At 65.2% G+C, this 19667-nt stretch carries 19 protein-coding genes; 12 read left to right on the top strand and 7 right to left on the bottom strand.

All coding sequences use genetic code 11. From position 1 onward, the window contains the following. Positions 1–10: 10 nt before the first annotated feature. The 4 genes from BLU17_RS13645 to BLU17_RS13630 form a co-directional block, all read right to left on the bottom strand. Positions 11–979, bottom strand: coding sequence for an AraC family transcriptional regulator (locus BLU17_RS13645; protein ID WP_091997250.1), 969 nt, complete (start codon positions 977–979; stop codon positions 11–13). Positions 980–1241: 262 nt separating this feature from the next. Beyond that, positions 1242–3827: a bifunctional aconitate hydratase 2/2-methylisocitrate dehydratase gene (gene acnB, locus BLU17_RS13640; RefSeq protein ID WP_091997249.1), complete on the bottom strand. Its 2586-nt coding sequence runs from the start codon at positions 3825–3827 to the stop codon at positions 1242–1244. A gap of 393 nt (positions 3828–4220) precedes the next feature. Continuing rightward, positions 4221–4982, bottom strand: a complete 762-nt coding sequence (locus BLU17_RS13635) for an ABC transporter permease (RefSeq protein WP_091997248.1) — start codon at positions 4980–4982, stop codon at positions 4221–4223. Next, positions 4979–5971, bottom strand: coding sequence for an ABC transporter ATP-binding protein (locus BLU17_RS13630; RefSeq protein WP_091997247.1), 993 nt, complete (start codon positions 5969–5971; stop codon positions 4979–4981). The genes BLU17_RS13635 and BLU17_RS13630 overlap by 4 nt, the downstream gene beginning before the upstream one ends. Positions 5972–6412: 441 nt before the next feature. Between BLU17_RS13630 and BLU17_RS13625 the strand changes: the two genes are divergently transcribed. After that, a complete protein-coding gene (locus tag BLU17_RS13625; protein ID WP_091997246.1) occupies positions 6413–7375 on the top strand; it encodes a sulfonate ABC transporter substrate-binding protein in 963 nt (320 codons plus the stop codon). A 138-nt stretch (positions 7376–7513) separates the two neighbouring features. On the opposite strand, the gene BLU17_RS13620 is transcribed toward BLU17_RS13625, so the two are convergent. Beyond that, a complete protein-coding gene (locus BLU17_RS13620; protein WP_091997245.1) occupies positions 7514–8461 on the bottom strand; it encodes a LysR family transcriptional regulator in 948 nt (315 codons plus the stop codon). A gap of 123 nt (positions 8462–8584) precedes the next feature. Here BLU17_RS13620 and BLU17_RS13615 point away from each other — a divergent pair, with 123 nt between their 5' ends. Both BLU17_RS13615 and BLU17_RS13610 read left to right on the top strand, forming a co-directional pair. Beyond that, a complete protein-coding gene (locus tag BLU17_RS13615; protein WP_091997244.1) occupies positions 8585–9355 on the top strand; it encodes a transporter substrate-binding domain-containing protein in 771 nt (256 codons plus the stop codon). 39 nt (positions 9356–9394) lie between these two features. After that, positions 9395–10513 (top strand): succinylglutamate desuccinylase/aspartoacylase family protein, encoded by a 1119-nt coding sequence (locus BLU17_RS13610; protein WP_091997243.1) that lies wholly within the window; start codon positions 9395–9397, stop codon positions 10511–10513. A 28-nt stretch (positions 10514–10541) separates the two neighbouring features. Here the strand turns inward: BLU17_RS13610 and BLU17_RS13605 are convergent, their stop codons facing one another. After that, positions 10542–11288, bottom strand: a complete 747-nt coding sequence (locus BLU17_RS13605) for a GntR family transcriptional regulator (protein ID WP_091997242.1) — start codon at positions 11286–11288, stop codon at positions 10542–10544. Then, the gene (locus tag BLU17_RS13600) at positions 11285–12979 is read right to left on the bottom strand and encodes a sigma-54-dependent Fis family transcriptional regulator (protein ID WP_091997241.1); all 1695 of its coding nucleotides are present in this window, start codon (positions 12977–12979) and stop codon (positions 11285–11287) included. The genes BLU17_RS13605 and BLU17_RS13600 overlap by 4 nt, the downstream gene beginning before the upstream one ends. A gap of 295 nt (positions 12980–13274) precedes the next feature. On the opposite strand from BLU17_RS13600, the gene BLU17_RS13595 reads away from it, so the two are divergent. Genes BLU17_RS13595 through BLU17_RS13555 form a run of 9 tightly spaced genes read left to right on the top strand, consistent with a single transcriptional unit; the run spans position 13275 to position 19631 of the window. Beyond that, a complete protein-coding gene (locus BLU17_RS13595) occupies positions 13275–13502 on the top strand; it encodes a phenol hydroxylase subunit (protein WP_091997240.1) in 228 nt (75 codons plus the stop codon). Beyond that, complete coding sequence (locus tag BLU17_RS13590; RefSeq protein ID WP_091997239.1) at positions 13499–14497, top strand: aromatic/alkene monooxygenase hydroxylase subunit beta; 999 nt, start codon at positions 13499–13501, stop codon at positions 14495–14497. Before BLU17_RS13595 ends, BLU17_RS13590 begins: the two co-directional genes overlap by 4 nt. A 31-nt stretch (positions 14498–14528) precedes the next feature. Continuing rightward, positions 14529–14798, top strand: coding sequence for an MmoB/DmpM family protein (locus tag BLU17_RS13585; RefSeq protein ID WP_091997238.1), 270 nt, complete (start codon positions 14529–14531; stop codon positions 14796–14798). Between the two features lie 39 nt (positions 14799–14837). Further along, positions 14838–16388, top strand: coding sequence for an aromatic/alkene/methane monooxygenase hydroxylase/oxygenase subunit alpha (locus BLU17_RS13580; RefSeq protein ID WP_091997237.1), 1551 nt, complete (start codon positions 14838–14840; stop codon positions 16386–16388). A gap of 16 nt (positions 16389–16404) precedes the next feature. Continuing rightward, positions 16405–16761 carry a phenol hydroxylase subunit P4 gene (locus BLU17_RS13575; RefSeq protein ID WP_091997236.1) on the top strand — a complete coding sequence of 119 codons (357 nt, stop codon included), beginning with the start codon at positions 16405–16407 and terminating at the stop codon, positions 16759–16761. Positions 16762–16774: 13 nt separating this feature from the next. Then, positions 16775–17839: an NADH:ubiquinone reductase (Na(+)-transporting) subunit F gene (locus tag BLU17_RS13570; protein WP_091997235.1), complete on the top strand. Its 1065-nt coding sequence runs from the start codon at positions 16775–16777 to the stop codon at positions 17837–17839. 1 nt (position 17840) lies between these two features. Then, entirely contained in the window at positions 17841–18224 is a 384-nt protein-coding gene (locus tag BLU17_RS13565; RefSeq protein ID WP_091997234.1) for a 2Fe-2S iron-sulfur cluster-binding protein, read from the top strand. Continuing rightward, positions 18215–19159, top strand: coding sequence for a catechol 2,3-dioxygenase (locus BLU17_RS13560; RefSeq protein WP_091997233.1), 945 nt, complete (start codon positions 18215–18217; stop codon positions 19157–19159). The genes BLU17_RS13565 and BLU17_RS13560 overlap by 10 nt, the downstream gene beginning before the upstream one ends. 22 nt (positions 19160–19181) lie before the next feature. After that, a complete protein-coding gene (locus BLU17_RS13555; protein WP_091997232.1) occupies positions 19182–19631 on the top strand; it encodes a GlcG/HbpS family heme-binding protein in 450 nt (149 codons plus the stop codon). Positions 19632–19667: the final 36 nt, after the last annotated feature.

Genomic DNA, 19667 nt, shown 5'->3' with positions numbered 1-19667 from the left:
GCGCTTCGCGTCAATGCAGTGTACTGTGTCTGGCGGTATCGGCGTCGTTCGCGGTGCGCCGCCATGCGCCGGGCTGCATGCCCGTCACGCGCTTGAATGCCTGCGCAAACGCCGATTCGGATTGGTAGCCGACCTGCTCGGCCGCATCGGGCGTGCTCACGCCGGTGCTCAACATGGCCGCCGCGAGTTTCATGCGGACGAGCGTGACGAATTGCGCGGGCGGCTGGCCCGACAACCCGGAGAACAGTTTGCAGAAACGCGCGCGCGACATGTGGCTGAATTCGGCCATGTTCGCGGTGGTCCAGGGCTTGCCGGGCTCGGCGATGATGGCTGCGACGAGCGGGGCGAACGCGGGCCGGCGCATCAGCGACCAGAAGCAGGGCGCGAGTTCGTCGTTGCCGTCGAGCGCGCGCAGGGCATAGACGAACAGCAGGCCCGTGAGACGCGCGATGAGCGGCGAAGGCGTGTGCGGATCGAGCAGCGCCTCGGCCCGGATCAGCTCGAAGATCTGGCGCGCGCCATGCAGCGCGGACTGATCGTGACGCGCGATCACGTGATCGGGCAGCAGACCCAGCATGAGATCGTCGAGGCCCGATTTGAACTCGAAGAAGCCGCAGGCAAGACCGAGGCTGCCGGGCGCCTCGCGGCCATCGGCGTCGAGCGGCGTCATCGTGCCCGTGCGCGCCGTTTCGCGGCCGCGTTCTGGCGCGAGCGGATCGGGCGAGAGACAGTGGGGCGAGTCGGCGAGCAGGAATACGGCGTCGCCCGCGCGGAGCGGCACGCTGCGAGCGGGGCCTTGCGCTCGCGCCGGCAGATGGAGCCAGCACTGGCCGTGCAGCACGACATGGAAGCTCGCGCGCCGATGGCCGCTCGTCGAAGCCTGCCACGCGCCGCAATACTGGCCGACGTGAAAGAGCGTGCTCGTCAGCTCAAGACCTTCGAGCAGCCAGGCGGAGAAAGCATCGACATGAGAGGGCATGGGTTCCAGCTTGCGGATAGCGCGGACAGACCTGACGCAGGGTCTCTCAACATAATCCGTTCCGGCATCAATGCAACCAAGATATCGTCAGATGCTTATCTGCCTATCTGCCGCTTCGCGTATTCACTGCTCCGTGAGCCCCCAAAAAAAAAGCGCCGCAGGCATTCAGCCTGCGGCGCCATTCCGTGACACTGCGCGTGACACTGCGACTACGGCGAGACCCCCAACACGAGGAACATCGCGCCGTAGCCCGGCAGCACGCTTAAATCTTCACGGTGTCGGCGACTTCCTTGAAGTCTGCGATCTGGTCGAAGTTCATGTACTTGTAGATCTTGTCGCCGTTGGCGTTGATCACGCCGATGTCGGCCATGTACTCGTCCTTGGTCGGGATCTTGCCCAGACGCGAGCAGATCGCCGCCAGTTCCGCCGAGCCGAGGTACACGTTCGTGTTCTTGCCGAGGCGGTTCGGGAAGTTGCGGGTCGAGGTCGACATGACCGTCGCGCCTTCGTGGACCTGCGCCTGGTTGCCCATGCACAGCGAGCAGCCCGGCATTTCGGTCCGCGCGCCGGCCGTGCCGAAGACGCCGTAGTGGCCTTCCTCGGTCAGCTGCTTCTGGTCCATCTTGGTCGGCGGAGCCACCCACAGCTTGACCGGGATGTCGCGCTTGCCTTCCAGCAGCTTCGACGCGGCACGGAAGTGGCCGATGTTGGTCATGCACGAACCGATGAACACTTCGTCGATCTTCACGCCGGCCACTTCGGAGAGCGTCTTCACGTCGTCCGGGTCGTTCGGGCAGGCCAGGATCGGCTCGTGAACGTCGGCCAGGTCGATGTCGATGACGGCGGCGTACTCGGCGTCGGCATCCGGCGAGAGCAGTTGCGGGTTGGCCAGCCACTGTTCCATTGCCGTGATGCGGCGTTGCAGGCTGCGCGGGTCCTGGTAGCCTTCGGCGATCATCCACTTCAGCAGCGTGATGTTGCTGTGGAGATACTCGATGATCGGTTCCTTGTTCAGGCGGACCGTGCAACCGGCGGCCGAACGCTCGGCCGAGGCATCCGACAGTTCGAACGCTTGCTCGACCTTCAGGTCGGGCAGGCCTTCGATTTCGAGGATGCGGCCCGAGAACACGTTCTTCTTGCCTTGCTTGGCGACCGTCAGCAGGCCCTGCTTGATGGCGTACAGCGGAATCGCGTTGACGAGGTCACGCAGCGTCACGCCCGGCTGCATCTTGCCCTTGAAGCGGACCAGCACCGATTCCGGCATGTCGAGCGGCATCGTGCCGGTGGCGGCCGCGAAGGCGACCAGGCCCGAACCGGCCGGGAAGCTGATGCCGATCGGGAAGCGCGTGTGCGAGTCGCCGCCGGTGCCCACGGTGTCGGGCAGCAACATGCGGTTCAGCCACGAGTGGATCACGCCGTCGCCGGGGCGCAGCGCAATGCCGCCACGGGTGCTGATGAAGTTCGGCAGCGTGTGGTGCGTCTTCACGTCCACGGGCTTCGGATAGGCGGCCGTGTGGCAGAACGACTGCATGACGAGATCGGCCGAGAAGCCGAGGCACGCCAGATCCTTCAGTTCGTCGCGGGTCATCGGGCCCGTGGTGTCCTGCGAGCCGACCGAGGTCATCTTCGGTTCGCAGTACGTGCCCGGGCGGATGCCCTTGCCTTCCGGCAGGCCGCACGCGCGGCCGACCATCTTCTGGGCGAGCGAGTAGCCCTTGCCGTTGTCGGCGGGCTGATGCGGGTGGCGGAACAGCGTCGACGGGGCGAGGCCCAGCGCTTCGCGCGCCTTGGCCGTCAGCCCGCGGCCGATGATGAGGGGAATGCGGCCGCCGGCGCGGACTTCGTCGAACAGCACGTCGGACTTGACCTTGAAGTCGGCGATCACTTCGCCGTTCTTCAGCGCCTTGCCGTCATAGGGGCGCAGCTCGACCACGTCGCCCATTTCCATCTTCGACACGTCGAGTTCGATCGGCAGGGCGCCGGCGTCTTCCATCGTGTTGTAGAAGATCGGGGCGATCTTGCCGCCGAGGCACACGCCGCCGAAACGCTTGTTCGGGACGAACGGGATGTCTTCGCCCGTGAACCACAGCACCGAGTTGGTGGCCGACTTGCGCGAGGAGCCCGTGCCGACCACGTCGCCCACGTAGGCGACCAGGTGGCCCTTTTCCTTCAGCGATTCGATGAACTTCACCGGGCCGCGCTTGCCGTCTTCTTCCGGCGTGATGCCGGGACGGGCGTTCTTCAGCATCGCCAGCGCGTGCATCGGAATGTCGGGGCGCGTGGTGGCGTCCGGGGCCGGCGACAGGTCGTCGGTGTTGGTTTCGCCCGTCACCTTGAAGACGGTGATGGTCAGGCTTTGCGGCACTTCCGGACGGCTCGTGAACCATTCGGCGTCGGCCCAGCTTTGCAGCACGGCGCGGGCATTGGCGTTGCCCTTGTCGGCCAGTTCCTTGACGTCGTGGAACTGGTCGAACATCAGCAGGGTTTTCTTCAGCGCGTCGGCGGCCACGGTGCCCACTTCGGCGTCGGACAGCAGATCGATCAGCGGGGCGATGTTGTAGCCGCCCAGCATCGTGCCGAGCAGTTCGGTGGCGCGGGCGCGCGAGATCAGCGCGCAGGCGGTCTGGCCCTTGGCGACGGCGGCAAGGAAGCCGGCCTTCACGCGGGCGGCTTCGTCCACGCCGGCGGGCACGCGGTGGGTGATGAGGTCGAGCAGGGTTTGCTCTTCGCCGGCGGGCGGATTCTGCAGCAGTTCCACCAGTTCGGCGGTCTGTTGAGCCGTCAGCGGCAGGGGAGGAATACCGAGCGCGGCGCGCGCGGCCACGTGAGCACGAAAGTTTTCAAGCATGAGAGACCTGCTGGTATTGCGTTTCAGGGGAGGGCTTTTCAGGCACGCCGAGGCTGTTCCAGGCACTGCTTCGATCGCGATTCTAATTGCAATGCCCTGCAACGTCAAATGTCTTATGTCTTATATAAGAGTTGAGGGCGAGCGAGATTGTGGGAGGGCGATGATCGATCTCATGCCTCGCCAATGCGGCGCGCGCAATCGCGCGGTCTTGCGTTCGTGGCGCCTCTCCCATGCTTCGCTTCGACGATGCATTGCAGACCATATCGCGCACCGGATCCGGTTCGACGATGCGAGCGCCGCGTGTGGCCGCGGCGCCGGACTGACGCGTATCGGAGGGGCTGAAACGCCGCGTCGGCCGGCTTTGGCGGGCCAATCTTCGGCGTCGATCCCGACTTAGTTTTTCAGTCGGTAGCCCGTCTTGAAGATCCAGGCGGTGATCGCGAGGAACACCGCGAGAAAGGCGGCTGTCATGCCGAGACTCACCGCGACGTCGACGTCCGCGTGCCCGTAGAAGCTCCAGCGAAAACCGCTGATGAGATAGACGATCGGGTTGAACAGCGTGATGACCTTCCATGCCGGCGGCAGCATGTCGACGGAGTAGAAGGCGCCGCCGAGGAAGGTCAGCGGCGTGATGATGAGGAGCGGCACGAGTTGCAGTTTCTCGAAGTTGTCAGCCCAGATGCCGATGATGAAGCCGAGCAGGCTGAACGTTATCGCCGTGAGCAGCAGGAATGCCACCATCCACAGTGGGTGCAGGATCCGGATCGGCACGAAGAGCGCCGCCGTTGCGAGGATGATGACCCCGAGCAGCACCGATTTGGTCGCCGCCGCGCCGACGTAGCTGAGCACGATTTCGAAATAGGACACGGGCGCCGACAGCAGTTCGTAGATCGTGCCCGTGAAGCGGGGGAAATAGATGCCGAATGACGCATTCGAGATGCTCTGCGACAGCAGCGACAGCATGATCAGGCCTGGCACGATGAACGCGCCGTAGCTGACGCCGTTCACCTCCTGGATGCGCGAACCGATCGCGGAGCCGAATACGATGAAATAAAGCGAGGTCGAGAGCACCGGCGCGACGATGCTCTGCATCAGCGTGCGCCTCGTGCGCGCCATTTCGAACCGGTAGATGGCGCGAATTGCGTGAACGTTCATCTGGCGGTTACCTGTCCTTTGTCATTTTTTTCGGCCGACGTCGTGGCTGGCCGCGAAGCGGCCGCCGGATTTTTACTGACGAGACTCACGAAGATGTCTTCCAGCGAACTCTGGCTCGTCTTCAGGTCCGTGAAGCCGATGCCGGCCTCGGTCAGGTTCTTGAGCAGCGCGATAATGTCGTTGCGTTCGTTCTCGGTGTCGTAGGTGTAGGTGAGTTCGGTGCCGCCGTTGGCCAGTTCCAGGCGCCAGGTGGCAAGCCCTGCCGGAATTGCGCTCAGCGGGGCGTCGAGCTGCAACGTCAGCTGCTTGCGGCCGAGCTTGCGCATGAGCGCGTCCTTGCGCTCGACGAGCATGATTTCGCCCGCGTTGATGACGCCGATCCGGTCGGCCATCTCTTCCGCCTCGTCGATGTAATGGGTCGTCAGGATAATCGTCACGCCGTTTGCCTTGAGCCCGCGCACGAGCTTCCACATGTCGCGGCGCAGTTCGACGTCCACGCCCGCGGTCGGCTCGTCCAGAAACAGGACCTGCGGCTCGTGCGCAAGGGCCTTCGCTATCAGCACACGGCGCTTCATGCCGCCCGAGAGCGTGATGATCTTGTTGTTGCGCTTCTCCCACAGCGACAGGTCGCGCAGCACGCGCTCGATCCAGGCGGGGTTGGCCGGCTTGCCGAACAGGCCGCGGCTGAACGATACGGTGGCCCAGACCGTTTCGAACGCGTCCGTCGTCAGCTCTTGAGGCACGAGGCCGATCAGCGAGCGCGCCGCGCGGTAGTCGGTGACGATATCGTGACCGGCGACACGTACGCTGCCTTCGCTTGCATTGACGATGCCGCAGATGATGCTGATCAGCGTCGTTTTGCCGGCGCCATTCGGCCCCAGCAGCGCGAAAATCTCGCCGCGGTGAATGTCGAGGCTGACGTGCGTGAGCGCGCGGAATCCCGATGCGTAGACTTTCGAAAGATTTTCGATGGAGAGGATCGTTTGCATGTGCGTGACATTACCAGAAGCGGGTGCGGGACATCGTGCGGACAATCAGACAGTCACGATATCGGCGCGCCGACAACCGCGCGGCGGGTGTGGCAGCCGCATCCGGTTGCGGTTTCGATCTGGCGCCGCTGGTGACGGTAATTGCCGGCGTCGCTCTTTTCCGTCGCCTGCATGTCAATTGAAACAACGCCGCGCGACCGCTCGTTCGCGCAGGTTCACGCTGCACCGCAGCAGCTTTTCGCTTTTGCTTTCGATTTCATGTCAAACCCTGTTCGAGCGGTAAAGACAGGTAAATGATGCTGCGTCCGTCTCTGGACGGAAGTCGATTATCTGCGGCCGGAATTAGGAGTGCAGGATTAGATGGTTTCCACTCTGGAGCACCGCTTATACCATCGGCAGCGTTGCTGTCTTCCGCCGATTTTCACTTCGAACCCGCCGAGCATGAACGCACGTCGCAATTTCATCAGAATCACCGCCGGAGCCGTCGCGCTCGCCGCATTGCCTGCGCTTGGCGCGCTTCCCGCGCGCGCGGCCGACACATCGCGTACGCTGCGCGTCGGCAACCAGAAAGGCTATCTCAGTCTGCTCAAGGGGCGTGGCACGCTCGAAAAGCGGCTTGCTCCGCTCGGTGTGTCGGTCACGTGGACAGAGTTCGATGCGGGGCCGGTGCAACTCGAGGCCCTCAATGTGGGGGCGATCGACTTCGGCGATGTGGGCGAGGCGCCGCCCATCTTCGCGCAGGCCGCCGGTGCGCCTCTCGCCTATGTCGCGGCCACGGTGCCGCGCCCGCAATCGGAAGCGGTGCTCGTGCCTCGCGCATCGGCCATTCGCGGCGTGCCCGATCTCAAGGGCAAGACGATCGCGCTGAATCGCGGCAGCAACGTCCACTATTTCCTCGTGAAACTGCTGCAGGCGCACAATGTTCAGTACACCGATGTCAACGTCGCGTTCCTTTCGCCCGCCGAAGCGCGCGCGGCGTTCGAGCGCGGCGCCGTCGACGCGTGGGCGATCTGGGATCCGTTTCTCGCCGCCGCGCAAAAGACGCTCAACGCCCGCATTCTCGCCGACGCGCGCGGCGTGGTCGGGAACCGCGCCTACTATTTTTCGTCGCTCGATTACGCGAGGCAGAACCCCGATGTCATCAAGATTCTCATTGACGAATTGGGGCAGATCGATCAATGGGGGCAGGGCAACCGGGCGGCGCTCGCCGCCCGGCTCGCGCAGCTTTGGGGCTTGCCTGGCGACGTGGTAAGCGAGGCGATCGGTCGCGTGCAGTTCGGGACGGGTCCGATCACAAAGGCCATCCTCGCCGAACAGCAGCAGATCGCCAATACGTTTTTCGACCTCAAGCTGATTCCGAAGCGGGTGAACGTGCTCGACGCGGCGGCGCCGGGGATCGCTTAGTGATCCGTATTTTCGGTGTTTTCGCGCGCCGGTCTATCCGGTCTATGTCACGACCAATAACTTCGTCGAGCTGAAATCTGTGCTCGCCCGGCGTCACGCACGCGGCATGGCGCCCAGCGCCTGGAGCGCTGCGCTCCCTCAACGTGGCGCGCGCCCGGCCCGCGCTCCGGGAAGACGCGTCGTGCGCGCATAGGAGGCCAGCATCGTCGCCAGTTCCTGTGCCGCAGGCGTGAGCGGCACGGCCGCGCGCTGTAGCAGGCAGACACGCTGGGCCGCCGGACGCTCCGCTATCCTGATGCAGGCCAGGCGGTCGGCGAACGGTCCTCGCGTGGCGATCGCGGACGACTCCAGCGCGAGGCAATCCGTCTCGCTGACCCAATGCAGCGTTTCGAACAGTCCCTCCACAGTCGCGACGATGTGCGGCGGCGGCAAGCCGTGATCGGTGAAGAACGTCGTGAGCCGGCTGGAAGCATAGGGGTCCAGAATATTAGGCGAGCGCGTGGCGAGCCAGCCGCAATGCGCGAGCGTCCGAAGCGACCGCGCGCCTGCCTTCGGATGACCGCGGCGGCAGATGACCACCGGATTCGACGGATAGAGTTCCGTTACGGAAAGATCGGTGGTATCGGTCTGATCCGAAACGAGCGCAAGGGCGAAATCGAGCGTTCCCTCGCGAATCCACGAAATCATCATTCGCGAGGTTCCGGTGCGCAGACGCAGCGCGACGCGCGCAAAGCGCGCGCCGTATTCGCCGAGCACGGGCACGAGCGTGTCCATGAGCGGGTCGGTCGTCATGCCGAATGCGACTTCCCCCGCATAGTCGCCGCGCAGTTGCCGGGCCTCCTCGCTCGCGCGCTCGCACTCGCCGAGAATGGACGCCGCCCGCACCAGTAGCCGCTGTCCCAGCGCCGTGAGCGTGACGCCGCGATTGGTGCGCGTGAGCAGGGGGCCGCCCAGCGCCGCTTCGAGGTTCTGCAGTTGCTGCGTGACGCCGCTCTGCGCCATGCCGAGCGCGCGGGATGCAGCCCGCACGCTGCCATGTCCGGCAACGGCAACGAAAACCCGTAACTGGGAAAGCGTGAGGCTCATGGCGGCAATAAGTAGCGTTCGGTAAAAGTGATCATGATAGACGAATGCGGGCTTTTCCAGAACGCGCGGGCACCCTACTATCGGATCGGCTGGAGACCCCTCACTTTTCCCCGACCGCCTACCATGAAAACCATCCCGTCGATCCTTCTTTCCGCCGCGCTGGCCCTCGGCAGCAGCGCCTTCGCGCACGAGGGCGACACGGTGCGTCTCGGCATCGATCCGACTTATCCGCCCATGGACGCCAAGGCGCCCGACGGCTCGCTCAAGGGGTTCGACGTCGATCTCGGCAACGAAATCTGCCGCCGTATTCACGCGCATTGCCAATGGGTTGAGCTGGAGTTCTCGGGCATGATCCCGGCGCTGCAGGCACGCAAGATCGACGCGGTCATGTCGTCGATGGCGATCACGGCAAAACGCGAGCAACAGATTCTCTTTACGTCCAGGCTGTTTCAGTTCAAGTCGCGGCTCGTCGCGCGCAAGGGCGCTTCTTTCGGCGTCAGCGCTCAATCGCTTGCCGGCAAGTCGGTCGGGGTGCAGTCGGGCACGCAGTTCGAAACCTACGCGCTCGCGAACTGGGCGCCGGCGGGCGTGCACGTCGTCACCTACAAGAGCCAGGAGGAAGTGTTCGCCGACCTGATAAACGGTCGGCTCGACGCGGCGCTGCTGGGCTACGTCGAAGCCGACTACGGCTTCCTTCGCACGCCGCAGGGCAATGGCTTCGCGTTTGCCGGCGGTCCTGTCTCGATGGGAGACCGTGGTACGGGCATCGGCCTGCGCAAGGACGAAACCGCGTTGCAGGCGCAGATGAACGGCGCGATCGCGGCCATGCTCAAGGACGGCACGTATGCGCAGATCGCGCATCGATATTTCGACTTCGCTCCATACGGCAACTGAGTCCTGTCAGTCTCGCTCATTCCCACTCCGAACTTGCTCATGAACCGGCAATCGATTCCGCTTCTCAGTGCCACGCCCGGCACGCTTCGCGAACTGGCGAGCTTCCATTTCGGCCCTGCCGACGCTGCCCAGAAGATCTACATCCAGGCGTCGCTCCACGCCGACGAAACGCCGGCCATGCTGACCGCCGTCTTGTTGCGCGCGCAACTGGCCGAGCTCGAGGCACAAGACGCGCTTGCCGCGCATGTCGTGCTCGTGCCGCTCGCGAATCCGGTCGGACTGAACCAGCATGTGCTCGGCCAGTTCGTCGGCCGGTTCGATCTCGCGAGCGGCAGGAACTTCAACCGCCACTTCCATGCATTCCCGAAGCTGCTTGCGCGCGCGAAGGAGACGCTCGGCCCCGACGCCGGGCGCAATCGCGGACTGATCCGGCAATTGATGCGCGAAGAGCTGGATGCGCATCAGCCGCTCACGGAGTTCGATTCGCTGCAGTCGGCGCTGCTGAAGCTCTCGCACGACGCCGATCTCATCATCGACCTGCATTGCTCGCTCGAGGCGGTCATGCACGTGTACACGAGCGAGGCGGGCTGGCCCGACGTCGAGCCGCTCGCGCGCTATCTCGGCTCGCGCGCGCAACTGCTCGCCACCGACTCGGGCGCGCAGGCGTTCGACGAAGCGCATAGCCTGCTGTGGTGGCAACTGCGCCAGCAAATGCCGGCCGCGCAGCCGGTGCCGCCCGGACCGACGGCGGTGACGATCGAATGCCGCGGCCAGCGCGACGTCTCGTGGGAAAGCGCGCAGCACGACGCCAACGCGCTGATCGACTACCTGCGCTGGCGCGGCGCAATCATCGGCGCGGACGTCAAGCCGCTGCCGGACCTGCTGACGCCGGCTACGCCGCTTGCCGGCAGCGCCCAGTTCTACGCGCCGCGAAGCGGCATTCTCGTGCATCGCGCCAGGATCGGCGACTGGATACGCGAGCACGACCCGCTGTTCGATATCGTCGACCCGATGACCGGCGAGACCGTTACGGTGAAGAGCACGGTGGAAGGGGTTTTCTATATGCGAAGGGCGATCCGTTTCGTCACGTCCGGCGCGCCGCTCGGTCGCGTGACGGGCACGCGGCCGACGCGCAGCGGCGTGTTGCTGGGCGCTTGATCGACCTGCTTTGGTTTCGCGGCACGCGTTACGCGAAAGGCAGCATTTCCGCCGGCATTTTCCTCACGATCATGAGCGTCGTGCTGATGTGGTCTTCGAGTGCGAGCGCGGCGCGCGCGTCCGCGCGGCGCATCGCCGCCTCGAAGATGTCCACGTGTTCGCGATGCACGTCGCGATGCGAGTCTTCGAAACCGATGCACACGCGCCGGTAGCGCTCGCCGTGCTGGGACAGCACGCGCAGGATCAGATACGTCCACGGCGACGCGGCAGCCGAAATCAGCTCTTCGTGAAAGCGCCGGTTGTGAACTTCCCATGCGGGCCGGTTCTCGATCGACACGGGCTGCTCCCAGGCGGAAAGCGTCTCGAAGCTCTTGCGCACGCGCTGCTCCCATGCGGCGTCGCCGCGCCGCACCGATTCGCGCAGCGCATCGACTTCGATCAGGATGCGCAGGCGCGTGATGTTCTCCAGATCCGCAATCGACATCGGCATGACGCGAAAGCCGCGCTGCCCCTCGGCCACGACGAGCGCATCGCTGACGAGCCGCGTGAGCGCCTCGCGCAGCGTGCCCGCGCCGACGCCGTAGACGTCTTTCAGGTGCTCCACGCGCAGCTTCGCGCCGGGCGGATAGCGTCCTTCGATGATGTGCTGGCGCAACTGGTGATACGCCTGCTCGCCGAGCGTGCGCGCGTGCGGTTCGGGCGCGTCGTCGTCGAACGGTGCGTGCGCGTCGGCGAGAAGCGCCTCGGCGAGCGGATGGATGGGCGACAGGTTCACGTTTGATCCTCCTGGTCCTGTTTGCGGCTGAGGCGGTAGCTCAGTTGCGCGCGCGTGATGCCGAGCATTCGCGCCGCGGCCGCGAGATTGCCGTTCGCGCGGTTCACGGCTTCGTGCAGCAGCGAGCGTTCGAGTTCTTCGAGCCCGCCGCCGCAGCCCTGAATGCGGTCGAGCAGCGTATGGCAGTCGATGCCCGCGGCGCCGCTTTCCCGGATCTGCCCGAGGTGATCGACCGTCGCGCCCTCGGGCGGCCCCATGCCGGGAAAGAGATCTTTCGCGTCGACCTCGCGGTTGGGCCGCGACAGGATCACCGCGCGCTCGACGATGTTCTCCAGCTCGCGCACGTTGCCGGGCCACGCGTGGCGGCGCAACGCGTCGCAGGCATGGTCGGTGAGCGTCGGCACCGGCTTGCCGTGCAGCGACGCGAAGCGTTCGAGCATCGCATGCGCGAGCGGCTCGATGTCGTCGCGGCGCTCGCGCAGCGGCGGAATGACGACCGGATAGACGTTGATCCGGTAATAGAGGTCGGCGCGAAAGCGGCCTTCCTGCACGGCGCGCGCCAGATCCTGGTTGGTGGCCGCGACGAGGCGCACGTCGACCTTGCGGCTGTCCGTCGAGCCGAGCCGCTCCACTTCGCTTTCCTGGATCACGCGCAGCAGTTTCGCCTGCACTTCGAGCGGCAGTTCGCCGATTTCGTCGAGAAACAGCGTGCCGCCTTCTGCCCGCTCGAAGCGGCCGGGGCGCGCGGCCTGCGAGCCCGTGTAGGCGCCTTTTTCCGCGCCGAACAGTTCCGATTCGATCAGCGCGTGCGGGATCGCCGCGCAGTTGATCGCGACGAACGGCCCGTCCGCGCGCGTGCTAAGCGCGTGCAGCGCGCGTGCGAAGCGTTCCTTGCCGACGCCCGTTTCGCCGGTGAGCAGCACCGTGACTCGCGTCGGCGCCGCCGTTTGCAGCAGATCGTAGGCCGCGCGAAACGCCGGCGACTGGCCGATGAGCCGCGTCTTGTCGGTGTCGGGCGCGATTTCGAGGCGCAGCGATTCGACTTCGGTCTGCAGGTCGCGGATCGTGTTGAGCAGCGACTCGGCCTTGAACCACGACGACAGCTCGGCGGCGTCGGGCCACTCTTCGAGCGGCTTGCCGACGATGTGGCAATGCACGTCGTTCATGCCGACGCACGACGTCTCCTTGAACAGGATCGTGCGGCCCATGAACGCGCTCGTATAGCCCGACGCGTAGCCGATCAGCATCCAGCACACCGGCTGCGTCTGCGGTCCGAAATTGCGCTTGTGCACCTCGGCCTCCCACGAATGCTCCCAGCGATATTCGCCGTAGAAGCGGCCCGTGGACGGATCGGCCTCGAAGCGGATGGGCGTGACCTGCACGGCGCCCTGCAGCATGTGCAACTGCGGCCCGACCGCGAACATGTCGTAGAGCGGCGCGTTGCCGCGAATCTCACGCGCGAGCGTCGCATCACGTTCGCCGGCCGCGAAGCCGGCGCGCGTGAAAAGGCGCCGCGTCTGGGCTGGGCCGACGCTCTCCATCAGCTCGCGGCGCAGCGCGCCGAGCGCCGCCGCGTGGATCAGCACCATCCGTTGCCCGGCGAGCCAGATGCGGCCGTCGCTGGCTGAAAAATGGATCAGCCGGCGCAGGTCGGCGTCGGTGGGCAAGGGGGGTAGTGCGGGCCGTGTCATGTCTCCTCCGTCGAGATTTTCTATTTCCCCGTCATTCGAGTACCGATGCGGGCGATGTCGTGATGATTTCGTCAAATGCCACTGGATGCATTGATCAAATCATGAAAAGCCGCTCTAAATCAACCGTTTGAACTATCTCATATTGAGCTTTGACAGGTCTGGTTTACCAGTATTTTGCGCCTCGGACGGAAGCCCGATGTCGGTGCTTACCCTTAATTATCGAGATTTTTGCCGGGTATGTCGGATACATGGCATGGATGGTGCATTAAGACCGGGGCAATGGAGGAGACAAGCCATGCACAGACAGACGGCAAACGACCCGTTCGATCCAGGCCGCAGGTTCGTCAAGGTAACCGGCGTCAACGCCCGGGGATTCGTCGAGTTCGAATTCTCGGTCGGCCAGCCGGAACTCTGCGTCGAACTGATGTTGCCGCTCGCCGCGTTCGAGGAGTTCTGCGTCGCGCAGAACGTCTCGCGGCTCGGCGAACCGGGCGAAACCATGACCAGCAGGAGCAAGCAGTGACCATCGATCTCAAGACAGTGGACATCAAGCCGCTGCGACACACCTACGCGCACGTGGCGCAGCACATCGGCGCGGACAAAACGGCGTCGCGCTACCAGGAGGGGACGTTCGGCGCGCAACCCCAGGCGAACTTCCACTATCGCCCGACGTGGGACCCCGACCACGAGCTGTTCGATCCGACGCGTACCGCGATCGTCATGTCGAGCTGGTACGCGCTGAAGGACCCGCGCCAGTTCTATTACGCCTCGTGGACGACGACCCGCGCGCGCCAGCAGGACACGATGGAGGCCAACTTCGAGTTCGTCGAGTCGCGCGGCATGACCGACCTCATGCCCGAAACGCTCGCCGACCAGGCGCTCGCCGTGCTCGTGCCGCTGCGCCACGCCGCGTGGGGCGCGAACATGAACAACTCGCAGATCTGCGCGCTCGGCTACGGCACCGCGTTCACCGCGCCCGCGATGTTCCATGCGATGGACAACCTCGGCATTGCGCAGTATCTGACGCGTCTCGCGCTGACGATGGCCGGCCCGCACGTGCTGGACGCCGCGAAGACCGCTTGGCTCGAAGACCCGACGTGGCAGGCGTTGCGCCGCTACGTCGAGGACACGCTCGTTCTCGCCGATCCGGTGGAGCTCTTCGTCGCGCAGAACCTCGTGCTCGACGGCCTGCTGTATCCGCTCGTGTACGACCGCTTCGTCGACGAGCAGGTGGCGCTCAAAGGCGGCTCCGCCGTCGCCATGCTGACCGCCTTCATGCCCGAGTGGCACGACGAATCGGGCCGCTGGATCGACGCGGTCGTCAAGACCATGGCCGCCGAATCGGAAGACAACCGCGCGTGCCTCGCACGCTGGGCGCACCACTGGGAAGAGCAGGCCGCCGCGGCGCTGCTGCCCGTCGCCGAACTGGCGTTCCCCGCGCTCGGCCACGCGGCGCTCGACGAAGTGCGCGAGCAGCTTCGCGCGCGCTTCGCGAAGCTCGGCATCGCGCAACAGTAACGCCCGTCCAGATCTGATCGAAGGAACACGTATGTCCAACGTATTCATTGCATTCCAGTCCAATGAGGAGTCCAGACCAGTGGTCGAGGCGATCCTCGCGGACAACCCGAACGCGGTCGCCGTCGAGTCGCCGGGCATGGTCAAGATCGACGCACCGGGACACCTCACGATCCGCCGCCAGACGATCGAGGACCTGACGGGCGCGCGCTTCGACCTGCAGCAGCTTCACGTCAACCTCATCACGCTGTCGGGCCACATCGACGAAGACGACGACCAGTTCACGCTCAGCTGGAAACATTGACCGCGGCGCATCGAACGCCGAATCATGAAGGAGACACGCATGGACACGCCAGTGCTGAAGAAAAAGCTCGGCCTGAAAGAACGCTATGCCGCGATGACGCGCGGCCTCGGCTGGGAGACCACTTATCAGCCGATGGACAAGGTCTTTCCGTACGACCGCTACGAAGGCATCAAGATTCACGACTGGGATCAGTGGGTGGACCCGTTTCGCCTCACGATGGACGCCTACTGGAAATACCAGGGCGAGAAGGAGAAGAAGCTCTACGCGGTGATCGACGCGTTCACGCAGAACAACGCGTTCCTCGGCGTGACCGATGCGCGTTACGTCAACGCGCTGAAGCTCTTCATCCAGGGCGTGACGCCGCTCGAATACTACGCGCACCGCGGCTTCGCGCACGTCGGCCGGCACTTCACCGGCGAGGGCGCGCGCGTGGCCTGCCAGATGCAGTCGATCGACGAGCTGCGCCACTACCAGACCGAAACGCACGCGATCTCGACGTACAACAAGTTCTTCAACGGCATGCACCACACGAACCACTGGTTCGACCGCGTCTGGTATCTGTCCGTGCCGAAGTCGTTCTTCGAGGACGCCTCCACGGCCGGGCCGTTCGAGTTCCTGACCGCGGTGAGCTTCTCGTTCGAGTACGTGCTGACCAATCTGCTGTTCGTGCCGTTCATGTCGGGCGCGGCCTACAACGGCGACATGTCCACCGTCACGTTCGGCTTCTCCGCGCAGTCGGACGAGTCGCGCCACATGACGCTCGGCATCGAGTGCATCAAGTTCATGCTCGAACAGGACCCGGACAACGTGCCGATCGTGCAGAAGTGGATCGACAAGTGGTTCTGGCGCGGCTACCGGCTGCTCACGCTCGTCGCGATGATGATGGACTACATGCAGCCCAAGCGCGTGATGAGCTGGAAAGAGGCGTGGGAAATGTACGCCGAGCAGAACGGCGGCGCGCTCTTCAAGGACCTCGCGCGCTACGGCATCCGCGAGCCGAAGGGCTGGAAGGACGCGTGCGAAGGCAAGGACCACATCAGCCACCAGGCGTGGGCGACGTTCTACGGCTTCGGCGCGGCCGCGCCGTTCCACACGTGGATTCCGCGCGAGGACGAAATGACGTGGCTCGCCGCGCATTACCCCGACACGTTCGACCGCCACTATCGCCCGCGTTTCGAATACTGGCGCGAGCAGGCCGAGGCCGGCAACCGCTTCTATCTCAAGACGCTGCCGATGCTGTGCCAGACCTGCCAGATTCCGATGCTGTTCACCGAGCCCGGCGACGCGACGAAGATCTGCGCGCGCGAGTCGGATTACCTCGGCAACAAGTTCCATTTCTGCAGCGACCACTGCAAGGAGATTTTCGAGGACGAGCCGCAGAAGTACGCGCAGGCGTGGCTGCCCGTGCATCAGATCTACCAGGGCAACTGCTTCAAGCCCGGCGTCGATCCGACGGCCGAGGGCTTCGATCCGCTCGCGGCGGTGCTCGACTACTACGAGGTGAGCCCCGGCCGCGACAACATGGACTTCGAGGGCTCCGAAGACCAGCAGCACTTCGCGGCCTGGCGCGGCGAAGCGACGAACAACTGAGACAAGGGAGACCATCGTGACCGTCATCGCGCTCAAACCCTACGATTTCCCGCCCAAGGACGCCGTGGAGAAGTTTCCGGCGCCGCTCGTCTACGTCGGCTGGGAGGACCACCTGATGTTCCCGGCGCCGTTCTGCCTGCCGCTGCCGCCCGACATGCCGTTCGGCGCGCTCGCCGCGCAGGTGCTGCCCGGCATCTACGGCTATCACCCGGACTTCGCGAAGATCGACTGGAGCCGCGTGCAGTGGTTCAAGTCGGGCCGGCCGTGGACGCCCGATCCCGCGAAGAGCCTCGCGGAAAACGGCGTCGGCCACAAGGACCTGATCCGCTTCAGGACGCCGGGCCTCGAAGGCATCGGCGGATCGCGCAGCTGAAGGAAGGACGCACATGAGTCACCAACTGACCATCGAGCCGCTGGGCGCGACGATCGAGGTCGAGGAAGGGCAGACCATCCTCGACGCGGCGCTGCGCCAGGGCATCTACATTCCGCACGCGTGCTGTCACGGCCTGTGCGGGACCTGCAAGGTCGAGATCCTCGCAGGCGAGGCCGACCTCGGCGACGCGAACCCGTTCGCGCTGATGGACTTCGAGCGCGAGGAGGGCAAGGCGCTCGCCTGCTGCGCGACGCTGCAGGCGGACACTGTGATCGAGGCCGACGTGGACGAAGACCCCGACGCCGAGATCATCCCCGTGCGGGACTTCGAGGGCGAGGCCGTGCGTATCGTGCAGCTCACGCCGACCATCAAGGCGATTCGCCTGAAACTCGACCGTCCGCTGCATTTCCAGGCGGGACAGTACGTTCAACTGACGATTCCGGGCATCGCGCAAACGCGCGCATTCTCGATCGCGAACGCGCCGGCCGACGTCGCGGCAACCGGCGAGATCGAGCTGAACGTGCGGCAGGTGCCCGGCGGCCTCGGCACCGCGTGGCTGCACGAAAAGCTTGCCGTCGGCGACCGGCTGCATCTGTCCGGCCCGTATGGGCGTTTCTTCGCGCGCAAGTCCGCGGGCCGGCCGATGATTTTCATGGCGGGCGGCTCGGGATTGTCGAGCCCGCGCTCGATGATCCTTGATCTGCTCGCGCAGGGCGCGACCGTGCCGATCACGCTGGTCTACGGTCAGCGCAGCGCCGCCGAGCTTTACTACGACGACGAGTTTCGCGCGCTGAGCAAGCGCTATCCGAACTTCACCTACCTGCCTGCGTTGTCCGAAGGCGCGGCCGAAGCGGGCGCGGACGTCGGGCAGGGTTTCGTCCACGAAGTCGCGAAGGCGCATTTCGGCAACGACTTCGCGGGCCATCAGGCGTATCTGTGCGGACCGCCCGCGATGATCGACGCGTGCATCTCGACGCTCATGCAGGGTCGCCTCTTCGAGCGCGACATTTATCACGAGAAGTTCATCTCGGCGGCGGACGTGCAGCAGGTCCGCAGCCCGCTCTTTCGCAAGGTGTGACATGGGCGCGAGCGACACGAAAGCCACCGTCACGGTCGTGCAGACCGGCGAGCGTTTCCCGTGCCCGCCCGGCCAGTCGCTGCTCGCGGCAATGGCGCAACTGGGCCGGCGCGGCATTCCGGTCGGCTGCCTGAACGGCGGCTGCGGCGTGTGCAAGGTGCGCGTGCTGCGCGGCGAGGTCTGCAAGCTCGGGCCCGTCAGCCGCGCGCACGTGAGCGTGGAGGAAGAATGCGCGGGCTATACGCTCGCGTGCCGCGTCGCGCCGCTCGGCGACGTCGAACTCGAAGTGGCGGGAAAGATGCAGAAGCCGTTTTTCAAGGGATGCGCCCTCGCGGCCGTCCCCATTTCAACAAAGCAGTCTGGAGGAGACACATCATGGGTGTGATGCGTATCGGCCATGTCAACCTCAAGGTCATGGACATGGATGCGGCGCTTCGGCATTACGAGCGGGTGCTGGGCCTGAAGGTGACAATGCGCGACAGCGCGGGCAACGTCTATCTGAAATGCTGGGACGAGTGGGACAAATACTCGCTGATTTTGAGCCCCTCGGAGGAGGCGGGGCTCAGGCACATCGCCTACAAGGTCGAGAAGGACGCCGATCTCGACGCGTTGCAGGCGCGCATCGAGGCCTACGGCACCCCCACCGAAATGCTGCCCGAAGGCAGCCTGCCCGCGGTCGGCCGCACGCTGAAGTTCAATCTGCCGAGCGGGCACGAGATGCGTCTCTACGCGCACAAGGAACAGGTGGGCACCGACGTCGGCTCGCTCAATCCCGATCCGTGGCCCGACGGCGTGCAGGGTTCGGCGGTCCACTGGCTCGACCACGCGCTGCTGATGTGCGAGCTCGATCCGGAGCGGGGCGTGAACCGCGTCGCGGACAACACGCGCTTCATGGAGCAATGTCTCGACTTCCACCTGGCCGAGCAGTTGATGGTCGGCCCCGACCACAGCGTTCAGGCGGCGACGTGGCTGTTCCGCAGTTCGACGCCGCACGACATCGCGTTCGTCGGCGGGCCGCGCAATGGTCTGCACCACATTGCGTTCTTCCTCGACGACTGGTCCGACGTGCTGAAGTCCGCCGACGTCATGGCGAAGAACAAGGTGAAGATCGACGTCGCGCCGACGCGGCACGGCATCACGCGCGGCACGACGATCTACTTCTTCGATCCGAGCGGCAACCGCAACGAGACCTTCGCGGGGCTCGGCTATCTCGCGCAGCCGGACCGTCCGGTCACGACGTGGACCGGCGACGAGATCGGCCGCGCCATCTTCTATCACTCGGGTGAACTCAACGAAGCGTTCACCACGGTGTACACCTGATGCAAAAAAAGGAGCGTGCGCGATGAACTCCACCGTTTCCGGGCATAGCGTGGCGGCGCGCGCGATCGACTGGCCCGCTGCCCAGCGCGCCGTCGAGTCCGCCGCGCGCGAGGCCGTCCGGCTCGGCGTGCGCGTGAACGTGGCGGTGGTCGATGCGGCCGGGCATCTCGCCGCGTCCGTCCGGATGCCCGGCGCGCCGCTGCATTCGATCGACATCGCCATCGACAAGGCCTATACGGCGGCGAGCTTCGGCCTGCCGACAGGCCGCTGGCACGACGAGCTGCAGGCGCATTCGGCGGCCGTGCGCGAAGGCATCGTGCTGCGTCCGCGGTTCGTCGCGTTCGGCGGCGGCCTGCCCGTCGTCGAGGACGGCGGGTGCATCGGCGGCATCGGCGTGTCGGGCGGCAGCGAGTCGCAGGACGAAGCCTGCGCGCGCGCGGGCCTCGAAGCGCTCGGGCTCGCGGGGCCTTGACGGACTGCGGCGGCATTTTTTCAACCTCCCGACTAC

Source organism: Paraburkholderia lycopersici (genome assembly GCF_900096975.1).
Lineage (GTDB): Bacteria > Pseudomonadota > Gammaproteobacteria > Burkholderiales > Burkholderiaceae > Paraburkholderia > Paraburkholderia lycopersici.
Note: the sequence above shows the minus strand (reverse complement) of the source record. Positions and strands in the feature narration are given on the sequence as shown.

Excerpts from the sequence above, each read along its gene's own strand:
- BLU17_RS13645 (WP_091997250.1), bottom strand. The coding sequence starts at position 979 with ATGCCCTCTCATGTCGATGCTTTCTCCGCCTGGCTGCTCGAAGGTCTT.
- acnB (WP_091997249.1), bottom strand. The coding sequence starts at position 3,827 with ATGCTTGAAAACTTTCGTGCTCACGTGGCCGCGCGCGCCGCGCTCGGT.
- BLU17_RS13635 (WP_091997248.1), bottom strand. The coding sequence starts at position 4,982 with ATGAACGTTCACGCAATTCGCGCCATCTACCGGTTCGAAATGGCGCGC.
- BLU17_RS13630 (WP_091997247.1), bottom strand. The coding sequence starts at position 5,971 with ATGCAAACGATCCTCTCCATCGAAAATCTTTCGAAAGTCTACGCATCG.
- BLU17_RS13625 (WP_091997246.1), top strand. The coding sequence starts at position 6,413 with ATGAACGCACGTCGCAATTTCATCAGAATCACCGCCGGAGCCGTCGCG.
- BLU17_RS13620 (WP_091997245.1), bottom strand. The coding sequence starts at position 8,461 with ATGAGCCTCACGCTTTCCCAGTTACGGGTTTTCGTTGCCGTTGCCGGA.
- BLU17_RS13615 (WP_091997244.1), top strand. The coding sequence starts at position 8,585 with ATGAAAACCATCCCGTCGATCCTTCTTTCCGCCGCGCTGGCCCTCGGC.
- BLU17_RS13610 (WP_091997243.1), top strand. The coding sequence starts at position 9,395 with ATGAACCGGCAATCGATTCCGCTTCTCAGTGCCACGCCCGGCACGCTT.
- BLU17_RS13600 (WP_091997241.1), bottom strand. The coding sequence starts at position 12,979 with ATGACACGGCCCGCACTACCCCCCTTGCCCACCGACGCCGACCTGCGC.
- BLU17_RS13595 (WP_091997240.1), top strand. The coding sequence starts at position 13,275 with ATGCACAGACAGACGGCAAACGACCCGTTCGATCCAGGCCGCAGGTTC.
- BLU17_RS13585 (WP_091997238.1), top strand. The coding sequence starts at position 14,529 with ATGTCCAACGTATTCATTGCATTCCAGTCCAATGAGGAGTCCAGACCA.
- BLU17_RS13580 (WP_091997237.1), top strand. The coding sequence starts at position 14,838 with ATGGACACGCCAGTGCTGAAGAAAAAGCTCGGCCTGAAAGAACGCTAT.
- BLU17_RS13570 (WP_091997235.1), top strand. The coding sequence starts at position 16,775 with ATGAGTCACCAACTGACCATCGAGCCGCTGGGCGCGACGATCGAGGTC.
- BLU17_RS13565 (WP_091997234.1), top strand. The coding sequence starts at position 17,841 with ATGGGCGCGAGCGACACGAAAGCCACCGTCACGGTCGTGCAGACCGGC.
- BLU17_RS13560 (WP_091997233.1), top strand. The coding sequence starts at position 18,215 with ATGGGTGTGATGCGTATCGGCCATGTCAACCTCAAGGTCATGGACATG.
- BLU17_RS13555 (WP_091997232.1), top strand. The coding sequence starts at position 19,182 with ATGAACTCCACCGTTTCCGGGCATAGCGTGGCGGCGCGCGCGATCGAC.